Annotated in this window: 21 protein-coding genes and 1 tRNA gene; 8 read left to right on the top strand and 14 right to left on the bottom strand. The window is 40.8% G+C overall.

Features of this window, described 5'->3' with window-relative positions; translation table 11 throughout:
- Positions 1–290: 290 nt before the first annotated feature.
- From glyQ to U2718_RS10155, 5 genes are all read left to right on the top strand, one after another.
- Positions 291–1,169 (top strand): glycine--tRNA ligase subunit alpha, encoded by an 879-nt coding sequence (gene glyQ, locus U2718_RS10175; protein ID WP_341998669.1) that lies wholly within the window; start codon positions 291–293, stop codon positions 1,167–1,169.
- A gap of 85 nt (positions 1,170–1,254) precedes the next feature.
- Complete coding sequence (locus U2718_RS10170) at positions 1,255–1,482, top strand: hypothetical protein (protein WP_341998667.1); 228 nt, start codon at positions 1,255–1,257, stop codon at positions 1,480–1,482.
- Positions 1,483–1,560: 78 nt separating this feature from the next.
- Positions 1,561–2,040 carry a DUF4079 domain-containing protein gene (locus tag U2718_RS10165; RefSeq protein WP_341998665.1) on the top strand — a complete coding sequence of 160 codons (480 nt, stop codon included), beginning with the start codon at positions 1,561–1,563 and terminating at the stop codon, positions 2,038–2,040.
- A 110-nt stretch (positions 2,041–2,150) separates the two neighbouring features.
- The gene (locus U2718_RS10160; protein WP_341998662.1) at positions 2,151–4,505 is read left to right on the top strand and encodes a ComEC/Rec2 family competence protein; all 2,355 of its coding nucleotides are present in this window, start codon (positions 2,151–2,153) and stop codon (positions 4,503–4,505) included.
- A 189-nt stretch (positions 4,506–4,694) separates the two neighbouring features.
- Positions 4,695–4,779, top strand: a tRNA-Ser gene (locus U2718_RS10155).
- A gap of 104 nt (positions 4,780–4,883) precedes the next feature.
- Here U2718_RS10155 and aroA read toward each other — a convergent pair.
- Positions 4,884–6,233 carry a 3-phosphoshikimate 1-carboxyvinyltransferase gene (gene aroA, locus U2718_RS10150; RefSeq protein WP_341998660.1) on the bottom strand — a complete coding sequence of 450 codons (1,350 nt, stop codon included), beginning with the start codon at positions 6,231–6,233 and terminating at the stop codon, positions 4,884–4,886.
- A 538-nt stretch (positions 6,234–6,771) separates the two neighbouring features.
- Here aroA and U2718_RS10145 point away from each other — a divergent pair.
- The gene (locus U2718_RS10145) at positions 6,772–7,236 is read left to right on the top strand and encodes a hypothetical protein (RefSeq protein WP_341998675.1); all 465 of its coding nucleotides are present in this window, start codon (positions 6,772–6,774) and stop codon (positions 7,234–7,236) included.
- A gap of 108 nt (positions 7,237–7,344) precedes the next feature.
- Here the strand turns inward: U2718_RS10145 and U2718_RS10140 are convergent, their stop codons facing one another.
- The 6 genes from U2718_RS10140 to U2718_RS10115 form a co-directional block, all read right to left on the bottom strand.
- Positions 7,345–7,929: a thioredoxin family protein gene (locus tag U2718_RS10140; RefSeq protein ID WP_341998658.1), complete on the bottom strand. Its 585-nt coding sequence runs from the start codon at positions 7,927–7,929 to the stop codon at positions 7,345–7,347.
- A gap of 147 nt (positions 7,930–8,076) precedes the next feature.
- Positions 8,077–8,511 carry a YidH family protein gene (locus tag U2718_RS10135; RefSeq protein WP_341998656.1) on the bottom strand — a complete coding sequence of 145 codons (435 nt, stop codon included), beginning with the start codon at positions 8,509–8,511 and terminating at the stop codon, positions 8,077–8,079.
- A gap of 423 nt (positions 8,512–8,934) precedes the next feature.
- On the bottom strand, positions 8,935–9,150 hold the full coding sequence (locus U2718_RS10130; RefSeq protein ID WP_341998654.1) for a chlorophyll a/b-binding protein: 216 nt from the start codon (positions 9,148–9,150) through the stop codon (positions 8,935–8,937).
- Positions 9,151–9,387: 237 nt separating this feature from the next.
- Positions 9,388–10,575 carry a catalase gene (locus U2718_RS10125; RefSeq protein WP_341998652.1) on the bottom strand — a complete coding sequence of 396 codons (1,188 nt, stop codon included), beginning with the start codon at positions 10,573–10,575 and terminating at the stop codon, positions 9,388–9,390.
- Positions 10,576–10,598: 23 nt separating this feature from the next.
- Entirely contained in the window at positions 10,599–12,239 is a 1,641-nt protein-coding gene (locus U2718_RS10120; RefSeq protein ID WP_341998650.1) for a peroxidase family protein, read from the bottom strand.
- A gap of 298 nt (positions 12,240–12,537) precedes the next feature.
- Positions 12,538–13,359, bottom strand: a complete 822-nt coding sequence (locus U2718_RS10115; protein ID WP_341998648.1) for an SDR family oxidoreductase — start codon at positions 13,357–13,359, stop codon at positions 12,538–12,540.
- A gap of 780 nt (positions 13,360–14,139) precedes the next feature.
- Between U2718_RS10115 and U2718_RS10110 the strand changes: the two genes are divergently transcribed.
- Positions 14,140–15,819 (top strand): MBL fold metallo-hydrolase, encoded by a 1,680-nt coding sequence (locus tag U2718_RS10110; protein WP_341998646.1) that lies wholly within the window; start codon positions 14,140–14,142, stop codon positions 15,817–15,819.
- Between the two features lie 39 nt (positions 15,820–15,858).
- On the opposite strand, the gene U2718_RS10105 is transcribed toward U2718_RS10110, so the two are convergent.
- The 7 genes from U2718_RS10105 to U2718_RS10075 all read right to left on the bottom strand — a co-directional run bounded on the left by U2718_RS10105 (position 15,859) and on the right by U2718_RS10075 (position 21,618).
- Positions 15,859–16,170 carry a DUF6679 family protein gene (locus U2718_RS10105; RefSeq protein WP_289793901.1) on the bottom strand — a complete coding sequence of 104 codons (312 nt, stop codon included), beginning with the start codon at positions 16,168–16,170 and terminating at the stop codon, positions 15,859–15,861.
- 576 nt (positions 16,171–16,746) lie between these two features.
- Entirely contained in the window at positions 16,747–16,956 is a 210-nt protein-coding gene (locus tag U2718_RS10100; protein WP_341998643.1) for a hypothetical protein, read from the bottom strand.
- A gap of 354 nt (positions 16,957–17,310) precedes the next feature.
- A complete protein-coding gene (locus U2718_RS10095; RefSeq protein WP_341998641.1) occupies positions 17,311–18,114 on the bottom strand; it encodes a Nif3-like dinuclear metal center hexameric protein in 804 nt (267 codons plus the stop codon).
- A 115-nt stretch (positions 18,115–18,229) separates the two neighbouring features.
- Entirely contained in the window at positions 18,230–18,643 is a 414-nt protein-coding gene (locus U2718_RS10090; protein WP_341998673.1) for a secondary thiamine-phosphate synthase enzyme YjbQ, read from the bottom strand.
- A 469-nt stretch (positions 18,644–19,112) separates the two neighbouring features.
- A complete protein-coding gene (locus tag U2718_RS10085; protein ID WP_341998639.1) occupies positions 19,113–20,192 on the bottom strand; it encodes a glycosyl transferase in 1,080 nt (359 codons plus the stop codon).
- A gap of 74 nt (positions 20,193–20,266) precedes the next feature.
- On the bottom strand, positions 20,267–21,460 hold the full coding sequence (locus tag U2718_RS10080) for an aminotransferase class V-fold PLP-dependent enzyme (protein WP_341998637.1): 1,194 nt from the start codon (positions 21,458–21,460) through the stop codon (positions 20,267–20,269).
- Between the two features lie 20 nt (positions 21,461–21,480).
- A complete protein-coding gene (locus U2718_RS10075; RefSeq protein WP_341998635.1) occupies positions 21,481–21,618 on the bottom strand; it encodes a hypothetical protein in 138 nt (45 codons plus the stop codon).
- Positions 21,619–21,862: 244 nt separating this feature from the next.
- On the opposite strand from U2718_RS10075, the gene U2718_RS10070 reads away from it, so the two are divergent.
- Positions 21,863–23,596: a solute carrier family 26 protein gene (locus U2718_RS10070; RefSeq protein WP_341998633.1), complete on the top strand. Its 1,734-nt coding sequence runs from the start codon at positions 21,863–21,865 to the stop codon at positions 23,594–23,596.
- Positions 23,597–23,599 lie beyond the last annotated feature (3 nt).

Below are 23,599 nucleotides of genomic sequence, written 5' to 3'. Positions count from 1 at the left end.
CTTGGCTATTTCTTTTTCGACCTTTAGCCTCGGTCTTTATTTTCTTTACTCCCGCAGGCTTTGTGTCTTATAATTGCTTTCAAACTATAATCTTTTCATGGTTCGGCTTCCTTCGAGCGACGCTTTGCAGCGGACGCTTATCAGGCACTTAACTATACTAACTAACCTACTCCTCACTGTCAACTATTTCACAGGAAAATTTTTTACTTTTTTTGAGCCTCTACAAATAATCTGCTGAACCAAGATTACGCAACAATGGTTTATGCAAGGTTAACTTAAAGAGGTTTATTGTGAACTTTCAGTCGGTGATTGAAGTATTGCATAAGTTTTGGAGCAATCGCGGATGTCTGATTGCCCAGCCTTACGACATTGAAAAGGGAGCCGGCACTAAGAATCCTCATACGTTTCTAAGAGCGCTGGGGCCTGAGCCTTGGGCAGTCGCTTACGTTGAACCTTGTCGTCGCCCCACAGATGGGCGCTACGGCGAAAACCCCAATCGTTTTCAACATTATTATCAGTATCAAGTGCTGATTAAACCTTCGCCAGACAATATTCAGGAGATTTATTTAGACTCCTTGAGAGCTTTGGGAATTCGCCCAGAAGACCACGATGTCCGGTTTGTGGAAGATAATTGGGAAGATGCGACGGTTGGAGCTTGGGGTACAGGTTGGGAAGTATGGTTAGATGGGATGGAAATTACTCAATTTACCTATTTCCAACAATGCGGAGGGATTGATTGCCGTCCTGTATCGATAGAGATTACTTATGGATTAGAGCGTTTGGCGATGTATCTCCAGGGAGTGGAGGCAATGACTAAAATCCACTGGACGGACAACATCACATATGGTGATGTTCACCTCCAGGGAGAGATTGAGCAGTGTGTGTATAACTTTGAAGCTTCCAATCCTGAGATGTTGCTCACGCTATTCAATATGTATGAGCAAGAGGCACTGCAATTGACAGAGCGGGGACTGGTATTACCTAGTTTGGATTATGTGTTGAAGTGTTCGCATACTTTCAATTTGCTTGATGCGAGAGGAGTAATTTCAGTCACGGAAAGAACTCGCTATATAGGGAGGATTCGGCATTTAGCACGCAAGGTTGCACAATTGTATGTTGAACAACGAGAAAAGTTAGGTTTTCCATTGCTGAAAAAAGCAGATGTTTGAGTCTTATTTGATGGCAAGATGCAGCACAGGTAAGAACAATACAATTAGGAAGAAATTTCACATCTGAATCTTAATCTTGAGCGTTATGACGACTTTTCAAGAATTACCAATAGGCAAATACTTTAAGATACCTGGAATGAATGCCAGGTATGTGTACAGAAAGGCCAGCAGTTCGCATTGCAGTTTAGGGGTAGCGTTACAGCCAATTCGGCATGGAACAGAGGTAATACCACTGACTTCCACAGAGGTTGCTGATTATTTTGCTGATAAATTCACAGTAAAGCTCGATTTTCTCAAAAGCTTACAACAATAATTAATGTTTGATTAGCTACTTAGGTTAATCTAAAAGCATAGACACTAGCATAAATACTGAGAAGGCTGTGAAATATAAATGGTGAATTTGACTGAGATTTTGGAACCGATCGCTGCTTGGTTTCGCAGTCTAGGCATTCCCGAACCGATAGTCCACTGGGGACATCCTCTAATGATGGGGATTGTAGTGTTTGTAATGGGAATTGTTGTAGGGTTTACGGGTTGGCGAGGAAGATTGGTTGAAGATAAAGATACTGCGATTAAAAGTCGCAGCGCTCATCGCCAGATAGCACCATGGATGTTTTTGTTTATGGCTTTAGGTTTCACGGGTGGAGTGTTATCTCTTGTCATGCAAAGTCAACCTATTATGGAAAGTCCTCATTTTTGGACTGGTTCAAGTGTATTAGTTTTACTGGGAATCAATTCTGCAATTGCTTTCAGTAAGTTTGGAGGCAATCAACCTGGTTTACGCAACCTTCACGCCTATTTGGGCAGTACTGCACTTTTTCTGATGTTTCTCCATGCTATTTTGGGTTTGAAGTTAGGTTTGTCTTTATAGATTTAGCTATTGCCAAAATCTTTCTGTGCCTTTAGACTGTAGACGCCCTGAGGGCGTCTACATTTTTGTAGCCGTAACTTTAATCGCCAGGTATTATTGCAAAAATTCCAATGATTCAGGCAAGTGGTGTAATTATCTGTCTTGGCTATATTCTTGGGTTACTGTTCACAGCAGTTCCCTGGGGTGGTGCTTGGGTAATGCTTTTGGGAATTGTGGGAGCAATTATTTTTAGAAAACGACGATTAAATCCATCCAAAGCCCGGCAAAAAACCCCAAACACTCAATTAAAGGCTAATACACCACCATTTGTGTTATTTTCCCCTCATGCAAGAGTATGGTTAATTGCTGGCGCGTTAGGTTTGTTAGCAACTTTCTATTTTCAATTGAGGATTCCTCAACCAGGAACAAACGATATCAGTAAGCTTGTTCCAGCAGAGAATAATAATCAAGAACAACTCTTTATTGTCCGTGGTGAGATTATAAGTACACCACGCTTAACTCGCAGTCAACGAGGACAGTTTTGGTTAGAAGCGACTCAACTTGATGAAGTAAAAAACGATCAAGGAGCGGCAGCTGCAAGTAAGGGTGTAACGGGTAAGTTGTATGTAACAGTGCCTATACTTCAGGCTACTGGGTTACACCCCGGTCAACAAGTTGCTGTAACTGGCATTTTATACAAGCCAAAACCGCCATCAAACCCCGGTGCTTTTGACTTTCAAAAATTCCTTCAGCAAGAGGGAGCCTTTGCTGGTTTTGTTGGAAGACTTGTAAATATATTGAATGATGAACAAAATCAGTGGGGATGGTGGCGAATCCGTGAACAAATTGTGCGATCGCAAGTACGTTGGTTAGGTGTTCCGGAAGGGCCTCTTGTTAGTGCTATGGTTATAGGCAGCAAGGCTGTTGATTTGCCATACTATATCCGCGATGCGTTTGTCAAAGCTGGTTTAGCTCATGCTTTAGCAGCATCTGGATTTCAAACTTCCTTGATCCTGAGTGTAGTCTTGAGTTTAACTAAGCGCTTCAACAGGGTATTGCAAGTTACTTTGGGCAGTTTGGCGTTAATTATTTTTCTATGTTTGACAGGTTTTCAGCCTGCAGTACTGCGAGCTGTAGTAATGGGATTTGCAGTATTAATTGGTTTAGGATTAAAACGAAAGATTAAGCAGTTAGGATTGTTGCTGCTTGCTGCTACTTTATTATTATTATTTAATCCTTTATGGATTTGGGATTTAGGATTTCAACTAAGTTTTTTAGCAACGTTAGGGTTAATAGTAACTGTACCACCATTAACTAAACGTTTGGAATGGCTACCAAGAACGATCGCTTCTTTAATTGCTGTTCCTTTAGCTGCGACAATCTGGACTTTACCAGTCCAACTATTTGTCTTTGGGGTTGTACCAATTTATAGCTTAATATTAAATATTATTACTACGCCTTTCATTTCGGTTATTAGTATAGGTGGAATTATCAATGCTTTAACAGGGTTAATTGTGCCTAATACTGAAAATTATTTGGCTGGGATATTATATTATCCTAGTCATTGGTTGATTAAGCTAGTAGAATTTTTTAGCAATCTACCAGGAAATTCTTTTGCTATTGGTAAGATAGCAGTTTGGCAGGTACTAGCAGTTTATGGATTGATTGCATTAGTTTGGATTGTACGTTGGTGGCAAAAACGCTGGTGGCTTGCCCTTTTGACTGCAATAGGATTGGTCTTAATTCCAGGGTGGTATTCTGCTAACACTTTGTTTAGGGTTACAGTGTTGGCGGCTGGTGAAGAACCAGTAATGGTAATTCAAGACCGAGGGAAGATAGCTTTAGTTAATAGTGGTGATGAAGGGACAGGACGTTTTACAATAGTACCGTTTTTGCAACAACAAGGCGTAAATAAAATTGATTGGGCGATCGCTTCTAATTTCCAACCAGACAGTAACAACGGTTGGCTGGAAGTTCTGCAAAGTTTGCCAATTAAAGTTTTTTATGACTATTTTTCTCCATCGGAAAGTACCATTACTAGCCAGATAATTCAACAGGAAGTACAAAAGCAAAAAGGATTTTACCAGCCTGTATCAGTTGGTCAAACTGTCGGTACCAATTCTATAGTTGTGCAATACATTAATAATGGATTGCCCATATTGCAGATGCAAATTCAGGGTCAAACTTGGTTACTCGTAGGCAATCTTAAACCTGTAGAAATACGTCGGTTAGTAAAAACAGGACAATTACCGCGTCCACAAGTATTATGGTGTCCTGGTGAGTCTTTCAAAGAATTAGTTGTTGCTTTACAGCCACAAGTCGCGATCACATCTAATACTAATATTGACCAAAAAGCTTTATCTGAACTGAGTAAAGATCAGACTAGACTATACATTACAGGAAAAGATGGGGCAATTCAATGGACTCTCAACGGTGATTTTGAAACGTTTATTCAAGGAACAGAAAATAAAACTTCAGTTTTGTAGGTATATTATGCTTTAGTATCTCAAGCAGCGATCGCAAAATAAAGAAAATATCAAAAACTAGGTTCCGAAACTGACCTGTAAAGTCCAAAACCAAGAACATAATCTCATTTACACACTCATACACTTGTCTTCGTATCATGCTAAGATTGAAGAGATTGCCTAGTAAAAAAATATAATCCTTCATAATCTGGAGAGGTGGCAGAGCGGTTGAATGCGGCGCACTCGAAATGCGTTTTGGGGAAACTCAACGGGGGTTCGAATCCCCCCCTCTCCGTGGAAAATTAAAAATTAAAAATAGGGTAGGTAACCCTATTTCAAACTTTTCAATTAAGACGAGCAATGTACGCATTCCAAAGATAAGGATTAATGCGAACGTAGCTAGCTACAAATTTGTTGCAGCGTAGGTATAAAATTTGGATAGGAAACGGCAGCGGCCTCTGCACGATGAATGTTTGTGATACCAGTAGCATTAAGGGCAGCGATCGCTAAACTCATGGCAATGCGATGATCTGTATAGCTATCAACATCTGTACCTATCAAAGAAGTACCACCAGTAATTTCCATCCCATCGGGTAGCTCGGTGACTTGTGCTCCCATTTTATTTAACTGCCGAGCCATTACAGCAATGCGATCGCTTTCTTTGACTCGCAATTCGGCTGCATCTTTAATGACAGTTGTCCCTTCGGCAAAGACTGCTGCTACTGCTAAAATCGGAATTTCATCAATCAGCCTGGGTATGATCTCCCCAGCAATGGTGCAACCTTGCAGACGACAAGAACGCACCCGTAAATCAGCAACAGGTTCGCCAGCCACCTCTCGTTCATTTTCTCGCTCAATATCAGCTCCCATCATTGCTAAAGCTTCTAAAATGCCTGTACGAGTGGGATTAACACCAATATTTTCAATTACCAAATCTGAACCGGGTACAATTGCCCCAGCTACCAACCAAAAGGCAGCAGAACTGATATCCCCAGGAACAATTACCGTTTGCCCAATGAGTTGAGCGGGGCCATTAATTGTTACGCTGTTAGTTTCGGCATCAATATCCAGTTTCGCTCCAAATGCCTTGAGCATTCTTTCGCTGTGATCCCTAGAAAGAGCTGGTTCTGTAACAGTAGTTTTACCCTCAGTCATTAAACCTGCCAACAAAATACAGGATTTGACTTGAGCAGAGGCGATAGGAGAATGGTAATGAATTGGCTTGAGATTTTGTCCTTGCACTGCCAAGGGTGCTAATGAGCTATCTTTACGTCCCCAAATTTCCGCTCCCATTTGTTGTAAAGGTTTAACAACACGGGACATAGGACGCGATCGCAAGGAAGAATCGCCTGTAATTGTAAAAAAGCGTCCTGGATGGGATGCCAAAAGTCCTAACATCAATCGGATTGTTGTGCCTGAGTTCCCAGCATTCAATACGTCAACTGGTTCTTGCAAATTTCCCAAACCGATTCCTTTAACCTGCACCAATTCTGCGTCTAAGGGCGAAATCTCTGCTCCCATTGCCTGAAAACAACTAGCGGTGCTGCAAGGATCTTCACCTAATAGTAGTCCCTGAATCTGGGTGTGTCCTTGAGCGATCGCGCCTAACATCAAAGCACGATGGGAAATAGACTTATCTCCTGGAACACGGATACGACCTTGTAAACTTAACTTAGAAGCAGTTTGATCGATAACTAAGTTTTGAGAAAAGTTTTCTTTAGTTTCTACAGTAATAACAGAAGGCGACATTAGGATAAACTGACTTGTGACTGCACCGGAAGTTAATAAGCGGTAAAGGTAAAACTCACTGCTAGTTACTTCCTCGCTAGTATCGTATCGCTTTCTGCTCTATGAAAATTACTGATATACACTAAGACTATATTTAATATGTATCTTTGGCTTTATTTTCCTACTCCGAGGAGAAGATTAACTTCTGAATCGAAGCAAAGCTTCTTTTCACAAACATCAGGTAAGCCAAATTTTAGCAAGCCTAAAAAGACCAATCTTGTAGCTATTGCCTGCTAGTCTTGCAAAAAACAAACTATTTGAGGCGCTCAGTTTACTGCACAAGACAAATGAGGTTTTGTCATTCACTATAAACTAAGCTAACTAGAGCAAAAGTCTCACCAAAACCTCCTAATCCGACATATTACTTGTTTTTACTTTGATTTGTCTAGCTTTCTAATTCAGCAGGTTCAGTTAATATGAAGCATATTTTGCGATTCAGTTCCTAACTTAAACCTGCCGATTACTTTGTATTTCATTGCTTTTAGCTTCTATCGCTCCCATGCTGACTCACCACCGCAAGCCCGTGTGCCTATCATTAATTTCCACAGACTTACCTGTTTGGTCTGTGGTCGAAACCGCCGCGACTTTATACCAAAAAGATAGTGAGCGTTTTCACCTACTGTTGACGGCTCCAGCTGTTAACAGTTCTAAAGAAATTATTAATCCTTATAGTCCCAGAGTATTGTGGCTGGAAATTTCCCCCTATCGAGTTACTATGACAATGCAGGGTAATGGTCAATTAAGTTACCGTCATTTTTGGGAACAGGGTGTTTATGGTATTACTCGTTATTGGTTGCCTACTGAATCACTGCAACCTAACCAACCTATTCGCTTACGTAATTTTACTAGTAATTTAACGCTCAATGGACACCCATTACCAGAAAATTTACGAGTCGAATACGAATTATGGGCAGAAAAAGTCCAACTGGGATGTTACATTCTCAATTTAGAAATCCGTAACTGATAGCTCCAACAAATAGTAGTTAATATCCTCTCTCGTCATGTGATTTTACGGGAGAGGATATTTATATAATTAATTCCTAAGCAGATTTTCAATTCAGCTTAACTGTATTTAACTACCAAAATAATTAGGTTCGTTCCCTATTTTCCATTTAATATTGCAACCAATACTTGGTTTTTGATCCAGATTTACAGCTTGATTCGCTAGCACAGCCTCAATTGCAGCACGCAAGTCTGTACCCGTTACCGGTTTGTTATTACTCGGACGGCTATCATCCAATTGTCCGCGATAGACAAGCTTGCGATCGCCATCAAATAAAAAGAAATCAGGGGTACAAGCTGCTGTATATGTCTTTGCTGTTTCTTGGCTTTCGTCATAACAAAAGGGAAATTGAAAACCAAGCTCATCTGCCATTGCTTTTAAGCTATCTGGAGCATCATCTCGATAATTTTTAGCATCATTAGCACTGATAGCCACAATACCTAATTCACTTTGGAAGTAATCTTTACCCAACTTTGCTAATTCTGCTTGAACGTGTTTGACAAAAGGACAATGCCTACAAATAAACATCACTAATAGAGCTTTTTTATTGGCAAATGTAGAAAGTGAGATTGTCTCTCCAGAAATGACATCTGGTAAGTTAAAATCTGGCGCTTGAGTGCCAATTGGCAGCATTGTTGAAGTAGTTAAAGCCATAATTCACCCTATAAACTTATTTGAAATTCTTGATTAAAGTTACAAATTTCTAATTAACAATCTTTCTATTTGAAAAAATAAAATATGGAGATATTGCTTATAAATTTTTCTTCTGACTTTTCTATCACAAGTCTTAAAATTTAATAATTAGCGTAAACTACGAGATAACGGCTGATTTAAACCTCTTTGTGGAGATATTTTAGTTCGCATAACCAGTAATGGAAGACTAAAAAATCCGAAAATCATTACAACTCCAGCTATCATCCAAACTATCCATCGCATGGGTTGATAGTCACTTCTTTCAATTTGCCATAGAACTTGATTGTATCGCCAAGCTGCAAAAGCGATAGTAATAATACCAAAAATTACCAAACTAATACCTAAGTTTTCTGAGTTAAATAAGGGATGCGAATCTGGTTGTTGTTGTGTCAGGGTAAAACTAAGCTGACGCAGAAATAAACCAAATCGTGCGATCGCAAAACCAAAACCAATTAACGCAATTGAAGTCCTCAGCCAAGCCAAAAATGTACGCTCATTTGCTTGATGCTCTCTTTGGCGGTCAATTTTGGGCGCATTACTCATAATTAACTGTGTTACTTTTTAGCCACAAAAGTAGACTAGCCTATTCAGTTAAAAAAAATACTCCACCTAATGGATGGCTTTTACATATCAACTAACAATAGGAGTAACACAGATTGGTAATCAGCTAACTTAAAAGTGCTGACTTACAGCCATTTTTAGATGGATAGACCACACAATACAATACTGTAAGGGCGGATTTTATTTCAATTTCTAGCTCAAACCAAAAGGATATCTGCTAAACCCACCCCTACAAATAATTGTGCTCAAATAGATGAAATGTGCCGTCAGCAGACAAAAAGATACTGTAAGTTAATCAGGTTAATTTATGAGCGTAGAGAATTAAACAAAGTTAATGTATTTAACATACAGAGATCCCCGACTTCTTCAAAACATCGGGAATCTTGAATTTTCAAATTTATTTTTTTATAAGTTGCCTAGAAGACCAAAAACACCGTGTCCTGTCAACGCTTCTAGCACCATTAACGATACAAAACCTATCATTGCTAAACGCCCATTAAGCAGCTCGGCATAGGGAGTAAAGCCAGTGCGATCGCCTTGGGCATCCACATAAACTCTTGGCTCGATCGCAAAATTGTTCATCTTACCCTGATCGTCAACCATAGAACCGTTCGTACGCATAAATACTTCCTAAATTAGATGATTGCTATTTTTGTAAATAATTGTAACTTAATTATTAAAATTTGTAAAGAAAATAAATGATGATAGATAAGCGCGAGAGTTGGTATGTCGTCCTGAGGAGACAAAAAGAATGGAGAGCGATCGCTCTCCATCATGTTGCTATGTAGTGAAAACTAAATCTACTGTGTTGGCATTTATGCTTTAGCGTAGAATCCATAGAATACACGCTATTGAAATTTAAAAAGTTTCATGTCCAGTTGGCTCTTGGTAAACAAGACTTCGCTTTTGATGGCGATAGGATGCTACAACTGGATACACAAAACTGCGTAACCGATTGAGCGCACCTACTGGACGATGAGTAGTAAGTCCGTTCCAAGGAGAAAACTGTAGATTTTCACAGAAATCGTATTGTTTTTCAAAATTAATTATTTGGTGCTTTACAGTAAGACGACCTACTGTGAAAAAAGGTGATTCTTTTTCTCGCCAGACAATCGTGGCATCGTCAATGGACATCTTAGGGTTAGTTTGAAACTGAATGCCAAAGTCCCAACAGTAATGGGCGTCAGGTTTGGCGAGGGCTTGAATAAGCTCATCTCGGTAGTAGTTGTCTGGTTGAGTGCCATTTGCAGCCAGAGCTTTGGCACGATCGCGATCGCTTTTTGGTCTTTCTTGGAATGGAATCCTATTATGGGGTAGTTCAGGTGAAACTGGAGTAAATGCATATTTAACCACAACTGGATATTCAACAGGAACTAAACCAGTCTGGGAGTCATCAAAATTGGGATTAAGTCCCAAAGCATACCCTGAACCGCTCCAATATCGTTCGGTTAATAAACTCTGGGGAGTCGGTTTCGTAATCTTATTAAGTGCCAAGAATTGTTTGGGATGTAGCAGAAGCCATTTGAGTGCTGCTTTTTCCGATTTAACTACAGCACTGAAAAAGCCGTAGTAGTCTTTAATGGTTTTGATGAAAAATATCTCGGCATTTTGAGTAATAATATCCTGGGTTTTCGACTCATGGCTTTGTGTGAGCCGTTCTCCTTCAACCCCGATCGCTTTCACTGTCATTGAGCGTGTATCCGAGACATAATCATGCTCTACTTTGGTACGCCCATTCGCAAATCTGATCCAAACAGGATATTGTTTGGGTTGTGCTAGCAAGCCTTGTTTCAGAGAAATCACATTTAACTGTGAAGAATTCAATGAAGCGCGTTGATTTAATTCGCGTTTAATTGCATCCTCATCAATATCAAAGATTTCGAGCGTGCCTTTTACAGCAGCGTGAGATTTGGCATGGGTATCTCGGAGCGCTCGTTCTTGATTTTGAAAAAGATTATCCATGCGTTTTTTGGCTTGTTCAACCAAGCGATCATAATATTTGCGCTCATCCTGTTCTGGATATTCTGTAAATAACTTCTTATCCATAATTACCGTGAGTTGTTTACTAATCAGACTAGTTGCCAATCCTGACGATAGAATGAAACTCGATAGGTTTGACCTTGAGGGACATTACGATTTAATACATCCGAAAGAGTCCTCGTATTTTGAATTTCCTCCCAACCTACAGGGGAAAAAGTTTCTGGATTGAAGATATTTTCTGCTAATAGAGGATTAGTTAAAGCTTGAGAAAAAGCATCAATTCCGATTAGTCGTCCGACTAAAGGAGGTAGGGCTGAATTAGGTCGCAAATCCTCTGCATAGAGTCCTACATACATTTCAAGATTATCTACATGACCGTACAAACGTTGTAGTTCTCTTTTTACTTTTTCATCGCTACTAATCTGGTCGAAATTAGTTACCCTTGGATATTTACATAGCTCGCGATAGTCGTTATAGCTTCTTACTTTTGTGGTGCGACCTAAACGAATACTAGCTAATTCAGTAGGTATTAAAAATTCAGGTGTGTTGAATAAGCTTAGTAGCGCTGCTGGTTGGGAACAACTTTCCTCAAATAAAGCTCCCAATCCTTTATTGATAATCATTTCATTGTTCCACATTGTAGCGGGTGTGGGAACTTCTTGACCGTCATAAATTATGCGATCGGGCAACATACTATGCCAACGATAGACTAAGGTAAATTCTACCGACATCCAATTTTGGCGATACCATTTCTCATTAGTAAAGGCAAGGGGATCGGCGAAAAATTTAAAGTGATAGGGAGTAATGTGATTAATATAATCTTCCATAACAATTTTTAACATTTCCACCATCACAATATTTCTGGCGGTGTGGTAAAGCCTTTCATCATCCCAGGTTGGATATTTTTTTGCCAAAAGTTCACACAGACGATTATGTTCTCTTAAGCAAAGAATATTGAGCATTACATAGCCAATTTGTACATTTGCCCGTTCAATTTCTAACCCCATTGCAAACAATGTTTGTTTTTTTTCAGGGGGAAAACTATCTGCTTTTGGAATGAACTCATCGGTGTAAACATGAGGTAGCCCTTTAAATTCTTCCTTGGGTTGCCCATTCTCGTCATAGTAAAAAGGAGGATATTCTTCTCCATTAATAATCTGGCTTTTTAGCTTGCCCCCCTGATAAGCTCTCAACAAATGAGTAATATTGGGGTTCAACCCGTAGACATTGCATAAATCGATGTGATGGTTGGAATTATTTTTACGGGCTTCTTTGCGATCTGTTCGTAAAAAACTGTCGGTAAACCACTGAACAAAATAGGGGAAAATCAGCGTAGATTTAGGTGAGTATTTAGTTTCTTCTGTTTTCTTATATAAAATAGCTAAATCATCTACGGAAGGTAGATTTTGTTCAAACTTTTCCGCTGGAGTCAAATTAATTCCTATGTAATTTTTATCGGTTAAAGGCTTCCAATCAAGAGGTGGTAAATGAAGACCAGAGTAAGTGCGATCTGTTAATGATTCCCATGAAGTGTAGGGAGACATTGTACTAAACGGATAAGGACGAGTCGGAACTTTATAAATAGCATTATTAATGAGAAGTTTGTTAATTTTTTTTGCAAGACTTGGGTTGCCTTGAATAAAGTTCCAAATAGGCTTGAACCCAGTCAAAGCAGCTGTTTCTAGTTTGTTTCTTAACCCGTCTTTAGACTTATCTCGTTTGGAAGCCATAATCATTTTTACCTCTATTGATTTGAGTTCTGTACTCAATGCACATTAAATTTCCTGATTAGATTCCGTGCTTCTTCAAAGATGGTGAACTGGCGTGTAACCCCTCAGAGCGCACTACCTTTTTAGCTCCTGTTTTTTCCAAGTCATATTAGTGCATGTAAATATACAGTGCGACTTATACCAATTCCAGAAAAGAATGCGCCAGATGCGCAGCAACTTTCAAGATAGTTGCTATACATATAGCGATTATTTTTAAAATTGGTATTATTTAGCGACTAACGAGTCAGAAAAGATGAGGTCAGCTTAACTCAGAGAAAAACTTTTCCCAATTAATAACAGAAGGCCTCGCTCCTCGATTAACTATTTCAAACACTTTTCTTTCACAATTGGAATTTTGGATGGATTCTACACAGGCTGCTGCCACATCAATCCGACTGGTTTGACCTGTAAGTTTGTCACCTGTTCCCAGTACTACACCAAGTTTGCCTTCTGTAGTTGCTTTGAGTAGAGTATTGAGATCGTAAGATGTGTAGGGGCCGTCTATCAACCTTCCTGGGCGGATGATGGTGTAAGGTAATCCCGAATTGATGATAGCTTCTTCACCCTTTTGTTTAGCATCAAGTACACCAAAGGCATTGAGAATACTGTAAGGAAACTTATCTTTACGTAGCACTCCACAGGAAGATACAAAAACAAAGCGCTTTAGGTTGCGAGGTGTTGCTTGTACCAAATTGCTAATACCTTCGGCATCAACTTTTGCAGGACTATTTTTGGCTTTTGTTTGAGCGAATTCAGGATTAGACAACAGCTTGATCCATTCAATCAAATTGGGTGTCTGCTCAAACTCCCATCTAGCGGAGGGAAAGGCAGTGGTTCCGCTACAACATATGATGTAACTGATGTTCATCATTGCTGGTGAAAAGCTAGTCGGATCATGCAGATCACCGATCGCAATTTCTGTTTTGTCATCAAACATCTTTTGAGCTTTTGCAGCATTGCGTGTCAGAATACGAACCTTAAAGCCCTTCTCTAGCAACTTACCTACTACTAGTTGCCCTACACCGCCTGTTGCACCAATAACAAGTACTAAATTCTCAACTGGAACTTGTGCAGAAGTCATAACAACATTATCTGATAGTTTATTGTGAATCTACTGAAATTTAGAAGCTCTGCTAGTGGAAAGCAAGAGTTTGGCTTTGTGTCTGGCAACAGTTACGCACTTAGATCCCCCAACCCCCTTAAAAAGGAGGCTTCAGAAATTCCCCCTTCTGTAGACTTTGCCTTCCTGAAGGTTAGGGGGGTAGGGGGATCTAGGTTTTAAGCTTTCAGTGTGTAAGTCCTATCTGGTTTTGAGATCCTGCGCCAAAATTTTGATAGACAGGTGAGTGGAAAAGTTCTACAATCGGACTGGTTACAGTAGATTCACCCATTGTCCAATCCACCCAAGCATGGTAGGGAATATCCAGTGATTATCCTCTGTAGCGGAATCACTTACATACATAATAGAAGAAGGTCTTTAGTAGAGGGCTACAAGCAAATGGATGTAAAGCTAATCTTAGCTGGATTAACAGTTCTCTTTACTGTGTCGTGCTTGTTCTTTGGCACAAAAAATGGATTTTACGATTCAGATAATTACCACGGCAATGGCTCTGCACATTAATGAGAAAAAATTAAGAGCCAACCGCCCCTAGTCCTGTTATTTTTAGGGCTTTTGAATAACCCACTTTTTTGGAACCGAGGCGGGTTCCGTGGAGGCTTCCTCCCCAATAACAAATCCGCATTCCAAGGGTGTAGGGGCGCACTTTGTGAAATTAGCCCCAGGTAAGGTGAGCAAAATCTTCGTCATACTACTTGGCTTGTCGGAAATATTCATAAAAATAAGGTTAGAGGGGAGGAGAGCATGAGCGATCGCCTGTCGGCATCCTCTCGAATTGATACAGGGGAAGCGTCTCATGAATTAGAATGTTTACCCTACGGTGTAAACCATAGTGGTGAAGGTGTGTGTCTGTTGGTACGGATGGGGCCGCACCGCATCTTACTTGACTGTGGTTTGGCAGATATCTCATCTCTAATGAAGGGGCTTGCTAAACCTGCACGTCGGGGACGTTCGCCTCTGCCTGCTGATTTTGTTTTGGTAAGTCATGCTCATGCAGATCACGCCAGGGGATTGCTAGCGCTACATCAAGCCTTTCCGCTGTTGCCAATCTATGCTAGTGAGGTAACTAGCAAGTTATTGCCTTTGAATTGGCCAAACCAAAACCTTCAAGATATTTCCCAATTTTGTCAAGCTTTACCTTTGCGATCGCCTGTAGAGGTTAAGGATGGTTTAGTAGTAGAACTATTTCCTGCTGGACATTTACCAGGAGCAGTGGCGGTACTGTTTACCTATACCACTTCACAGCGTTCCTACAAGCTACTGTATACTGGGGACTTTTTCTTGTCTAACTCCCGATTAGTGGAAGGTTTGCGCTTAGAAGAACTGCGAGGATTGGAGTTGGATGCCTTAATTATTGAGGGTACCTATGGCACAGCTCGCCATCCTCACCGTCGCAACCAAGAAAATCAACTAGCAGAACGAGTTAACCGGGCGATCGCCGACTCTTATTCTGTACTCTTGCCCACACCTGCTTTGGGTTTAGGTCAAGAATTATTAATGCTGTTACGCAGTCACCACCACTTTACAGGTCGCGATCTGGATATCTGGGTAGATGGTACTGTGGCTGTAGGCTGCGATACTTATTTAGAATTACTATCTCATTTTCCACCATCTGTACAGAATTTTGCTCGCCATCAACCCTTATTTTGGGACGAACGCATACGTCCGCGTGTGCGACGATTACAACCTGGACAGCGCGATCGTGTCGGTAGATACCCTTGTATTGTCCTCACCGACTCTACAGTCGATTTGAGGGAATATTGCCAACCCGATACAGGCCCTTGGCTGATTCTTTCACCAGAAAAAACTGAGATAAAAATTAACAATAATTACCAATTCCCAGGAATTATTACTGTTGAAAACTATCTCCTTGCTCAACATAGCGATGGCCCTGGTACTACTCAATTAATTCACAATTTACGCCCGCAGCACGTCATTTTTGTCCACGGTTCTCCTACCTACTTGGCAGATCTGACTAGTTTGGATGAGTTGCAGAATCGCTATCACGTCCATTCTCCAGAAGCAGGAGTATTAGTAGAAATTCCGATCGGAGAAACATTTTTACAGCCAGCAGCTCCCGAAACTAACTATGAAGGCGAACTTACAGAGTTAGATACGGTAGTAACTATTGCTCTTCCCGATGCAATTACAGCCGATCCACGCTGGCGGCAGTTTGCTGATACTGGTTTGATTGAAGCCCGTTGGCAGGGAGAAGAACTAGTATTGCGAGGGCTGTCGCAACGAGAGCTTCTCAACCAAAGTAGTGATCGCTTTATTTTGTCTGATGTAGAGTGCTGCGGTACCTGTAGACATCAAAGGGGACAACGGTGCTGGAATCCCGCGTCCCCTTTATTTAACTTTAAAGTAACTTTGGACGGCTACTGCCCTGCTTTTGAGCGTGGAAATGAAGGGGCTAGGGACTAGGAAATAGATTCTTCCCAATCCCCAATCCCCAATCCCCAGTTAATCTGGATTAGAGTCAGTGTAACGATTGCGGATACGTTCAGCTTCTGGACATTCTTCTGTCAGGAGAGGCTCTACATTACCACGTGGTACGGAAGCTAGTTTTTGGGTAATAGCACCAATACTTTCTAGGCGAACCATCTCCTCCCAAGAACAAATTTCATCTTCTTCATCTGTTTCATAACGCAGGGTTACTAAATCTCCCTCTATATCGATGATGCGGGCGCGTTCAATCCAGCGTTGCTGGTCCCGCAAGAAAATACAAACTTCCCGCCCATCGCAACACAATTGATAAATCTTGCGGTGTAGCATTTACAGCTTCTGCCTTTCTAAACTTGGTTAAATCTGTTGACATCTGGGTTTTACTCCCATATGGATAGCACTTAAATATAGGTAGGTTTGCAAAACAACCTCTAAAAGTGCTCTCTTTGACCCAAGTCCAAGACTTGGTTGTAGTTATCAGTTCTAGGGAACTCTTGGGTCATAACGTTTATTTTTGTTCACTGCACCAGTTTAACTTTATTTGTTGAGGTCATTTAGGAAATGTTTTCATTCATAGAAGTCACATAATTCAGGGTTTGACCTGACCAGGTTCACAGCCACTAGTGAATCCTTAGTATCATTATGTAATAAAAGATACTTAGAAACAAGTTTGGTTCGCGGTTGTTTAAATTGCCTACTTGTATTCATTGGCATTGCTGGGAAGTCTGGGGACTTGGCTTTACTTTTATCCCTACGTAAATGATCTTAGCTTATTCTTTCGTGTCCTTCATGGTTTTAAACAACAACTCTAAATAGTTCTTTGCTACATTTTTTGTATATGTTGACATTCGACTAGCTGCAAATTCACAATGCTGCCTAATAATGCTCTACTTTAAGGTATTATCTCTATTTTTTGTACTTGGGAAATTTCATCACCAGATTTGAGGAAGCCTCCCGCTTAATTCGACCTGCACGAACAGCATCTAAAAGCGCTGAAATAGCAGTTAAATCTCCCGGCTGGTAACTCTTCATCGCCACCATTTGATAGAGAAGACCTTCGGATTCAACACTAAGATACCCTGTTTGGAAAGCAGATTCAACGAGTGCGCGAATCATGGTGATTAAAACATAGTTGGCAACTTCTTTCCTCAACTTTGGAATATTTCAATCTTTCTCTGATTGATATGGATCAGTAAAAGCTAGTGATTGTACATCACATAAGTACGTGACTAAAGTCACATGGTGTAGCAGAATAGGCATTGGCTATATAAACTTTACTATTAATATCAAAAGCCAAAATTAATTTAAGTTGAAATTTATTATTTGCTATAACAAATTATACTGGTGGTTATAGTAAAATTTCGTAAAATTATAAATGTGTAATTATTGCATCATCGTTCTCACTGCTGTATATTCCGGTGGATTTCTTTTCAAAATGCGGACATAGCGTGGAAAATTACGAAAATAAATTTATTGATAAAACAAACGAAAATCTTCGTCTTGTTGGCTTAATTGTACCCATGCAACCTTTAAAGAACGAAGCTTTTGCACAAGGCGATCGCATGCAGGGCGTTCTGTAGCATAATGTCCAGCATCAATCAAAATCAAACCGCGATCGCGGCTTTCTTGAAATTGATGAAACTTGCAGTCAGAAGTCAGATAGGCTTGAGCGCCTGTTTTGACTACTGCTGAGATAAAACTTGCTCCAGAACCACCTAAAACAGCAACTCTATCAATTTGTTGTTCTAAATCTAGTGTTGGTGAGTAAATCAAATTAGGAGGGGCAAGTTGGGTTTGAATTATTGCCATTAACTCTCCTAGTGAAATAGAAGGCTGTAGATTGCCAACGCGTCCGTATCCCAAACCTGGTTGTGTAGTGACTATAGGAAAGACTTGCTCTAGTTCCAAAATCTGAGCTAAAACATCAGCAGTACCATCTTGCACTTGGTCAAAGTTAGTGTGGGCGCTGTAAATACCAATATTGTGAGTAAATGCTAACCGTGCCATCTCCGCAATCGGATCACCACCACGTAGAGATTTAGGTGGACTAAAAATTAAAGGATGGTGGGCAAAAATTAGGTTTACAGGAATGCCAGCTGCACGATAGGCGATCGCTTCCTTCATGACTGCTAAAGTAGGCGTTAGGCAAACCAATACCCGTGCTTCTTCTTGTAATACTCCTGGTTCCACTTGCCAGCCGCAGTTATCCCAACTTTCTTGCCAAGATGGATTTGCCCATTCTTCAAACCAGGCGATTAAATCGGCAATTTTCATGTGTTATTAGTGATTAGTCATTGGTTGTTAGTCATTAACAGTTAACATCATAGGTACTCAGAAAGAATTAATTACACACATTGTTTTCCTTTTCCCTGTTCCCCGTTCTCTATGACTAAGCAGAAATATGCACAACTAATTCCCTTGTATGGCTGTGTTGACGATGTTCCCAGATGTAAATACCCTGCCAAGTTCCTAGAACTAAATGACCTCGATTAATTGGAATACTTTCTGAGGTATGAGTTAGAGCCGTACGGATATGGGCTGGCATATCATCAGGCCCCTCAGCATCGTGAATATACTGTGCTAATTCCGGTACAAGCTTTGACATAAAATTTGCAAGATCCCTAAGTACATCAGGATCAGCATTTTCTTGAATAAGTAAACTTGCAGAAGTATGTCGTAAAAATAAAGTACAAAGGCCTGTTTCAACTCCCGATTCAGAAACAATCGCTTCGATTTTGGGAGTGATGTTATACAAAGATTTGCCAGTGGTAGAAATTCTCAGTAGCTTTTGGTAGTGAGCCATAGCATAATTAAAATTTAGTATTAATACTAAGTTTGAGGTGCAAGTACCAGCTTGCATTTTCATTAATTTTAAGGTTTATTCTTGGTTAGTTTAGTTCTAGATAAAGAAATTCTTCGTTAGTTGCTTTCATCACTAGCGGTTATTACGGAGATAGCAGTTTATTAATTATTGTAGTTTAGTGGTATTTGCGGTTGTTATGATGCTAGTAGATGGTTAGACTTTGATTGTGAGTGGAACTACTCACTTTCGGTATCTACAGAGTCATCAGGGTCATCTGCCTTAGTTACTTATATTTTGGTAAAAATCTCCACTTGTTTAGAGTTGGAGATTTTTATTATTTATAATCTATAGCAATTTTTTTGAGAGGTGAACGTCTTGTGTTGAGAAAATCCTAGTAGTTAATTGCTGATGACTAATAGACAAAAGGTAATTAGCAATTAAGTATTAAGTATTATTGTTCATTCATGAATCATTCACCAAAGTATTTGACAACTGCATGAGCGATCGCTTCGTTACCATCCTTAGCAATAAGTTCCGAGGAGGTTGGCGGCTGGGGTGGTTGGAGTAAAAAATCCCAGGAACCATCAAAAAACTCTGAGGGAGTGAGAATTTGATGTTGATTATAAGTAGAAATACCTTGTAATAGAAAAGCTGCTTCTGCAAAATCATCACGAGTTACAGAAACAATCGGTACATCTAGACGAGTAGCTTCTGCAAAAGTACTGTAACCAGGTTTAGAAACAACTCGACCGCAAATGGGCATCAAATCTACAGGACGGAATTTATGGTCGCTGATTTTAACTACATTAGATAAATCTGGAGCTGAGTGGTCGAAAGCAATAAATTGCCAGTCTGAAAATTTTTGTAGGCGCTCATAAGGAATTTGTTGCAAACCCAAGCCACCGAAAGTAAGTAATATAGTTTTTTCAACTGGCGCAGTGATATCCCACATTGTTCGTATTTTATCAGCAGAATAACGAGGAGAACCACCTGTTAAGCCTACATCTGTAACATACTGGAATGCTTCCATCGGTTCATGGAAGGGAAGACGAAATAAGCGATCGCACTTGCTGTAACAATCACTAATCCAATCTGCAATTTCGATAAAGCGATCGCCCCAACTTCGGTAGATAAAGTCAAAACCAAAGTTACTCATCATCCAACAGGGAATACCAGCAGCCTTACCCATTTCGGCAGCAAGGAAGGGAATATCTGCCAAGATCAGGTGAACGCGGTTTTGGCGGATAAAGTTAACTTCTGAGGCGATGATAGAACGCTGATTCTTCTTAATCTCTACCAACTTTTCCAATGTCGCCTCTTTGTCCATTGTCAAGCTATCTGCTTGTACAACACCCAAATCAAATGCACGGGGACGATGGATAAAATCGCCCTCAATATAGCACTCTAGCAACCACCGTGGAGCAGTGGTCACCAAAATGAGCAGAACTTCTGGACATAGCTTTTGAATAGTTGCTGCAACAGCCGCGATCCGAGTAGCATGACCAAAACCGTGATTGGTGATTGCTATATATAAAATTGGACGTTCCATATTTAATTAGAGATGTTTGAGCATAAGGGAAGTTGGTAGATAGTAGATAGTAGTTAGTAGTAAAAAATTAACCACTAACCATTAGCATTTAACCATTCCCTAATTCCCTCAACCAGTTGGTCGATTTCCGACTCAAGTGTAAAATAGTGAACGCAGGCACGCACACAATTCGGATTGGCAATGATCCGAATAAATAATCCTTGTGATTCTAAAAAATTCACCAGTTGGGGATGAGACTGGGGGTGATTATGAGTGAGTTGAAACGAGACTAAACCACTTTCGGGTGGTGAGGTTCGCAAAAGATTAACATCCGGTAGTGTCCTCAATTGCTGCCATAGGTATTCACTATTACGACAAATTTGCTGATATCGTTCCTCTGCTGTTCCCCATTGCCTATGAATGGCGATCGCTTCTCTCAACCCAGCGTAAAGAGGATAATCTGATGTTGCGACTTCATAACATTGTCCATCAGGTTGCCAATCTACAGGTATTCCTTGACTGTCGGTAATAACACTACGCCAACCAATAAAAGTAGGCTTCAGGCTGGCTTTGATTTCTGGGCGTACATACAAACCTCCTATTCCCGCAGGGCCACATAACCATTTATGCCCTGTGAAGGCATAAAAATCTACCCCCAATTCAGTTAAATTTAAAGGCAATAAACCAACTGATTGCGCTGCGTCTATCAGTAATAAAGAATTATTTTTTCGGCATTTTTCTGCAATTTTGTCAAGAGGTAAAGTTTGACCTGTATTCCAGAGAATGTGACTTAAAACCACTAAACGGGTATTGGGGCGAAGGTGATGGGCAATTAACGTCACAGGATCGCCTTCGTTCAAAGTAGGCATCAAGGAACAGGTAGTAACTTCGACATCATACCGACGGGAAATTTCTTGAGCAATTGCCACAACGCTATGATGTTCACAGTCAGATAAGAGCAAGTGATCGCCAGCTTGCCAGTCAATACCCCACATTGCAATGTTACACCCAACAGTTACATTCTCCGTGATGGTGATTGTTTGTGGTTGTACATTTAGTTCCGATGCGATCGCAACTCTTGTGGCTTTCACTTCCTGCCCAATCCATTTACCGACTGCATTACCAAAAGGGCCGATTTCTTGAATATAGGCTTGGGCTTGAGTAATAGCATCCATAGATGCTTTCGCCATCGGGCCTTGACCGCCGTAGTTGAAATAAGTTTTATTTGCTAAAGCTGGAAATTGTTGCCGATGGAGATGCAGCTTGGTTTGTGTTACAGAAATGGTCATACAGCAATCCTAAAGAATATCTACGACTCATCAGCGTCAACTTGTTCACAGTTGTGTTCAATTGCTTCGCGTATTAACTGTATGTCATCCTGTGGTATTGCACCTGCAAAACGTAAAAGTTGTCTGCCTGGAACACCTCGAATTTTTGTACTAGCCAAAGCACACTGCAAGTCTTCATAATTTTCAGTTGCTCAATCACCTGATTCAGAACAGATGTATTCATATTGCTTTCCTACCCAGCATCCTGAACTTATTCTAGTTGGGTAAGGGTTAACTGTAGATTTTGCGCGATCGCGCAAAATATATGATCGCCTTCTGTTAATTTAATAACTTCAAAGATACAATCTATCTAATGCTTAACCTATCCTTAACCTCTTCTCAAACTAAACACGAATATAGTCTGTGAACGCACAATTGAAAACATATAAAGCCATCCCTCTACAAATGCCGGGATTAAAACGATTGCTGTCTTATCAGCGAGGATGGTTGCGAGGGGATGTACTAGCGGGTGTAACAGTAGCTGCTTATTTGATTCCCCAGTGCATGGCGTATGGTGAGTTGGCTGGTGTGGAACCTGTGGTGGGGTTGTGGGCAATTCTGCCGCCAATGATAATTTATACCCTTTTGGGTTCATCGCCTCAACTTTCGGTAGGGCCAGAATCGACAACGGCGGTAATGACGGCAGCAGCGATCGCTCCCTTAGTAGCGGCAAATGGTAGTAACTATGCAAGTCTCGCTTCTCTGCTGGCTTTAATTGTTGGTTTTATATGCATAATTGGCTACATTACCAGGCTAGGTTTTTTAGCAGATTTACTGTCTAAACCAATTCTGACAGGTTATATGACAGGAGTTGCTGTTATTATGATTACTGGTCAGCTTGGTAAAATTGGTGGCATTGATATTGAGGCAAGCACTGTTTTTGGAGAAGTAAGTGAATTCCTCAACAAGCTTGATCGCATTCACTGGCCGACTCTGATTTTAGCAGTTCTAGTTTTGTTTTTCTTGTTCACGATTCAGCGTCGCTTTCGCACGGCACCTGGCCCTTTATTGGCGGTGTTGCTGGCAACGGCTGCTGTAGCACTCTTTGATTTGGAGCAGCGAGGTGTTGCAGTGGTTGGAGAGATTCCAGCCGGCTTGCCTCATTTTGCTGTACCCAACCTAGCGGTTCAAGAATTTTTATCACTTGTGGCGGCTGCCGTAGGGATTGCGATCGTTGGCTATTCGGATAACGTACTCACAGCACGGGCATTTGCTACCCGCAATCATTACAAAATTGATGCTAATCAGGAACTGTTGGCGTTAGGAACCTCAAATTTGGGAAACGGATTTATGCAAGGTTTTCCTATCAGTAGCAGTGGTAGCCGCACTGTCATCGGAGATTCATTGGGAAGCAAGACGCAGGTTTTCTCCTTAGTGGCTCTGGTTGTTATTGTCTTGGTACTGTTATTTTTGCGTCCATTGTTGGCGCAGTTTCCCAAGGCAGCATTGGGAGCGATCGTTATTTATGCTGCTACAAAATTAATTGAAGTACCGGAATTTATCAGACTAGGACGATTTCGGCGCAGTGAACTGTTTCTGGCTCTAATTACAACAGCTGGAGTTTTACTGACAGATATTTTGGTTGGCGTTGCCGTTGCTGTAGGTTTATCTATCATTGATTTGTTTGCTAGAGTGGCACGCCCCCACGACGCAGTTTTGGGAGAGGTGCCAGGTTTACCAGGATTACACGATGTCGAAGACTGGGAAGGAGCTAAAACTATTCCAGGATTGGTAATTTATCGGTATGACGCTCCCTTGTGCTTTGCCAATGCCGAAAACTTTAAGCGACGAGCATTAGAAGCAATCGAGGCAGAAGCAGTTCCAGTAGAGTGGTTTGTACTGAACACAGAGGCGATCGCTGAAGTTGACATCACCGCCCTCGACACCTTGGCAGAATTGCAAAGCGAACTAGCTGCTAGAGACATCATCTTTGCAATGGCACGCGTCAAACAGGATCTCTACGCCCAGCTTAAGCGATCACAGCTTTTACAGAGAATTGGAAATGAACACATATATCTCACACTGCACACAGCGATCGCAGGATTTGCAGAGCGCGATCGATATTTTAGCAATCAGGTTGTTGAGTCAGATAAATAAGTG

This window comes from Chlorogloeopsis sp. ULAP02 (genome assembly GCF_038404745.2).
GTDB lineage: Bacteria > Cyanobacteriota > Cyanobacteriia > Cyanobacteriales > Nostocaceae > Chlorogloeopsis.
This window is presented reverse-complemented; position numbering and strand designations above follow the sequence as displayed.